This window comes from Stenotrophomonas maltophilia group sp. Smal12 (genome assembly GCF_037079935.1).
GTDB lineage: Bacteria > Pseudomonadota > Gammaproteobacteria > Xanthomonadales > Xanthomonadaceae > Stenotrophomonas > Stenotrophomonas sepilia.
Genome location: NZ_JBAWUK010000100.1, coordinates 1 through 3,883, shown reverse-complemented (window position 1 = coordinate 3,883; position 3,883 = coordinate 1). Strand labels below are relative to the sequence as shown.

At 66.0% G+C, this 3,883-nt stretch carries 5 protein-coding genes; 2 read left to right on the top strand and 3 right to left on the bottom strand.

The genetic code is table 11. The annotated features are described in order from the left end of the window. The first annotated feature begins 257 nt into the window (after window positions 1-257). Both WDC87_RS21705 and WDC87_RS21700 read left to right on the top strand, forming a co-directional pair. On the top strand, window positions 258-845 hold the full coding sequence (locus tag WDC87_RS21705) for a TetR/AcrR family transcriptional regulator (protein WP_188241284.1): 588 nt from the start codon (window positions 258-260) through the stop codon (window positions 843-845). A 92-nt stretch (window positions 846-937) separates the two neighbouring features. Further along, on the top strand, window positions 938-1,438 hold the full coding sequence (locus WDC87_RS21700; protein WP_289852633.1) for a hypothetical protein: 501 nt from the start codon (window positions 938-940) through the stop codon (window positions 1,436-1,438). A gap of 11 nt (window positions 1,439-1,449) precedes the next feature. On the opposite strand, the gene WDC87_RS21695 is transcribed toward WDC87_RS21700, so the two are convergent. From WDC87_RS21695 to WDC87_RS21685, 3 genes are all read right to left on the bottom strand, one after another. Beyond that, window positions 1,450-1,866, bottom strand: coding sequence for a chemotaxis protein CheW (locus WDC87_RS21695; RefSeq protein WP_245884996.1), 417 nt, complete (start codon window positions 1,864-1,866; stop codon window positions 1,450-1,452). A 148-nt stretch (window positions 1,867-2,014) separates the two neighbouring features. After that, the gene (locus WDC87_RS21690; protein ID WP_088497288.1) at window positions 2,015-2,458 is read right to left on the bottom strand and encodes a BLUF domain-containing protein; all 444 of its coding nucleotides are present in this window, start codon (window positions 2,456-2,458) and stop codon (window positions 2,015-2,017) included. A 95-nt stretch (window positions 2,459-2,553) separates the two neighbouring features. Continuing rightward, window positions 2,554-3,555, bottom strand: a complete 1,002-nt coding sequence (locus tag WDC87_RS21685; protein WP_252744400.1) for a helix-turn-helix domain-containing protein — start codon at window positions 3,553-3,555, stop codon at window positions 2,554-2,556. Window positions 3,556-3,883: the final 328 nt, after the last annotated feature.

Sequence of the window (3,883 nt, the reverse complement as noted above, 5' to 3'; positions counted from 1 at the left end):
GCGGGGTGTTCATAAACACATTTGTAGTTGTGCGGGGGTGGCGCGCGCCGCCCCGGGTTTTTTGTTTATTAATGGATTTAAAAAACGACAAAGAAAACCCCCCCCACCACCGGGGGTTTGGGTGGGGCCCGGCCGGGCCCCGCCGGGGGGGGGGGGGGGGGGGGGGGGGGGCCCCGCCCCCCGCCCCCCACTACCAGATGCTGCCCACCCGGCTGCGGGGAGTTGACAGCGCTTCAACCTACTAGTAGGTTGGCTGCATGAAAGAGTCGCTCTCGCCCAAAGCCCAGGAGATCCTGGCCCACGCCCGTTCGCTGCTGGAGGCCGGTGGCTACAACGGTTTCAGCTACGCCGACGTGTCGGCGCGGGTGAACATCAGCAAGGCCAGCATCCATCACCACTTCCCCAGCAAGGCGGACCTGGTGCGCACGGTGGTTGAGCTGTACCGGGCCGAGGCGCGCGAAGGCCTGGCGCTGCTGGACCGGCAGCTGGACGACCCGCTGCAGGAGCTCAACGCCTATGTGGACTACTGGTCGAGCTGTATTGCCGGTGGCACGTCTTCGTTCTGCATCTGCGCGATGCTGGCGGCAGAGGCACCGATGATCCCTGCGGAGATTGCCGAAGAAGTACGCGGGCATTTCGAGGATTTGAGTGGCTGGTTGGCGCTCACCTTGGAAAAGGGCGCGGCGCTGGGTCAACTGCGCCTGCAGGGTCCGGTGGCCGATGAGGCCAAGGCGTTCATGTCATCGGTGCATGGCGCGATGCTGGCCGCGCGCGGTTTCGGCGATGCGGCGACGTTTGCTGCGCTGGCACGGCTGGCCATCGCGCGGGTGAGCGCGGCTGCCTGATAGATGTGTGGTGGGCCTGCGGCAACGTAGGCCTTTTCTTTGGTTCACAAGTCTACCTACTAGTAGGTTCAATCAACCCTTGGAGATGTTCCATGTCGCACTCTCTGTCCACGCTGGGCGTGATCCACACGGCCGTCAGCCTTGTACCGGTGTTCGCCGGCCTGTATGCCTTCATTCGCCATCGCGCGATCGACCCCGCGACACGCTCCGGCAAGCTGTACCTGCTCGGGCTTGTGCTGTCGGTGGCAACGTCGTTCACCGTCTCCAGTACGGGCGGGATCAACCCGGGCCACGCATTCGGAGTGATCGTGCTGCTGATCGCCTTCGGCGGCGTGCTGGCCGGCCGGCTGCGCTGGCTGGGTGGCGCCGCACCCTACGTGTCGACGTTTGCGCTGTCCTTCAGCTTCCTGCTGTCGTTGGTGCCAGGCGTGAATGAAACGCTGACACGGTTGCCGGCAGCGCATCCGATTGCTGCGGCGCCGATGGCGCCGGTGGTGCTGCACACGTTGCTGGGATTGGCGGTGGTGTTTGTGATCGGCTTTGCCGCGCAGTGCTGGCGCATGCGGTTTGAACCGGTTCGCAGGCGCCCTTGAGCAGAGGCGCCTTAGTCCCGCACCGCGAGCGCGGCCAGCAGCGACTGCGGTTCGATCAGCGCAGCCGAACGTGTGGCATCCACCCGAACGTGCCCGCTGCAGAAATTGAACACCCGACCCTCGGCAGGCGCGGATACGTCTGGCGTTGCGTCCGGTGTTTCGATTTCCAGCACTTCATCTACCGCCAGCGCCAGGGTTGCGGTGCCGGCGGTGATCAACAGCATGGCTGGGCTGCCGCCATCGAATGCCGGTTGCCCGCTGAGCCTGCGCAGGTCGGCCACCGGCAACGGCTGCCCCCGTACCTCCAGGCTCCGCCTGCCATGCTGGTCCGCAGGGCCGAAGGTCTCGGGGCCGCGTATTTCCACGGCCAGCTGTACGTCGATCGCGAACAGGGCGGTGCCTGCACGCAGGACGACAACCTCGAACAACTCGGCGGGCGAGGGACGTGTTTCCGTTGAAGGTTGAGCGGGTACAGGCATGCTGTGGATCTGGCAGGAACGATGGGTAACGCGGCTTGAATGATGACGTGTGCAGGGAGTACGCGGCCGCGTGGGACTACGCGCGCAGGGCGGCGGTTCAGCTGGATCCGACGGACGCATGGTGCGCACTGAGCGGGCCGATGCGCGGAAAGTGCGGACGCAGCAGGCCGACGAGCTGATCCATGCCCGGAACGGCATGGCCAAATTCGTCCCATCGCGCATTGACCAGGCCGGACACCACGACCTGCCCGGTGTCGATGCGGGTCATGGCCCAATAGGGAACAGCACGCGCGCTGATGGCCATGTCCAGTACCGGCACGACGGCAGCATGCGAGCGACTGTCATGGATGCGGTGCTTGACCGCCTCCAGGCCGTCGGGCGGACCTTCGACGTACTGGAAAAACCGCTGCCCGTCGACGAGCAGCGCTCCGGTAACGTCCACGCGACGGTTGAACGTGGCAGAGCGGGAGACGATCTGCCGGAGCATTTCATCGGAAAGCCCAGCCGACATGTGGCTGGAGTAGGCAAATGCGTGGAGCATGGAAGGGGCTTCTTGTGACGCCCGTCACTATACGTGGGTCGCCATAGCCTGCCGTGAGCCTTTCCTCACGCATCACCGGGGAGTGATGCGTTGGATCAGCAGCCCACCAACCGATCCGCGCCAATTCCGCCGCGATGCTGGCTGCGGTATTGGGTAGGACTGGCGTCCACCTGGCCGCGGAAGTGCCGGCGGAACGACTCCTGCGAACCAAAGCCGGCCTGCTCGGCAATCCACTGCAGCGGCCGGTCGGTGGTTTCCAGCAGCTCGCGGGCGAATGCCACGCGCTCGCGGATCAGCCAGTCGATGGGTGACAGGCCGGTGGCTTCCAGGAACTGCCGCTGCAGCGTGCGCTGGCTGAGCGCGGCCTGCTCGGCAAGACTGCCCAGCGAGTGCGGCTCGCGCAGGTTGCGGCGCATCCATTCCATCAGTTTTGCCAGACGCGAGGGCTCGCCATTCGGAATGGCGCGGCTGACACGCTGGCTGCGTTCGGCATCACGCCATGGCGCCAGTACCAGCCGCTCGGCCACCAGGTTGGCCACGCGCGCGCCGTAGTCCTTGCGCACCATGTGCAGCATCATGTCCATGCCGGTGCCCGAGCCGGCCGAGGTGATGACGTTGCCGGTGTCGACGTACAGCACGTCTTCGCGCACATCGATGCGCGGAAAGTCGCGTGCCAGCGCTTCGGTGAGGCGCCAGTGGGTGGTGGCCGGGCGGCCATCGAGCAGCCCGGCCCAGGCCAGCACGAAGGCGCCAGAGCAGATCGAGGCGATGCGTGCGCCACGTGCGTGGGCGCGGACGAATGCATCGAGCAGTGCATGCGGCGGGCGTTCGCTGGGTTCGCGCCATCCGGGAATGACGATGATGTCGGCGTCATCAACAGTGCTGAGATCGTAGGGCAGCTGCACCTGTGCATTACCGAGCATGCGCAGTGCACCGGGTTCACCCGCGCACAGCTGGGTGCGGTACCAGGCCACGCCGAGTTCCGGCCGCACAGGCGCGAACAGGCCTACCGCGCAGCCGAATTCGAACAGCCCCTGGCCGTGGCAGGCAACGATGGCGACGAGCGGTGCGGTGGGATCGGCGGGTGGGCTGGGCATGGCTTGATGCTACGGATGCAGATGCGTGGCGCTGCGTGGTGCGAGGGCATGAGGTGATGCCGGGCAGGCATATGGAGCGGTCGCTCCCTTACTGTAGGCCCGCGCCCACACTCGGTTCAGTGCCGGCGGGGTGGATGCATCTGACGCCGTCGCGAAGAGCAGCCGAACGTGCGCTCGGCTCTACAGGCAGCAGCGCACCGTTGCGGCCACCTAACGTCATTACCAGCGGTCATGTGGGTGGCCGGATGTTACGGCTGGGTGACGCGATCGCGCCTGTCGCGGTGGGTGAACAGGCCCTTGAATGGAAGCGTGTTTCCGGCCCACCCCC

What these genes read in the sequence shown, in the direction of transcription:
- WDC87_RS21690 (WP_088497288.1), bottom strand. Translation starts at nt 2,458, where the DNA reads ATGCTCCACGCATTTGCCTACTCCAGCCACATGTCGGCTGGGCTTTCC.
- WDC87_RS21700 (WP_289852633.1), top strand. Translation starts at nt 938, where the DNA reads ATGTCGCACTCTCTGTCCACGCTGGGCGTGATCCACACGGCCGTCAGC.
- WDC87_RS21705 (WP_188241284.1), top strand. Translation starts at nt 258, where the DNA reads ATGAAAGAGTCGCTCTCGCCCAAAGCCCAGGAGATCCTGGCCCACGCC.
- WDC87_RS21685 (WP_252744400.1), bottom strand. Translation starts at nt 3,555, where the DNA reads ATGCCCAGCCCACCCGCCGATCCCACCGCACCGCTCGTCGCCATCGTT.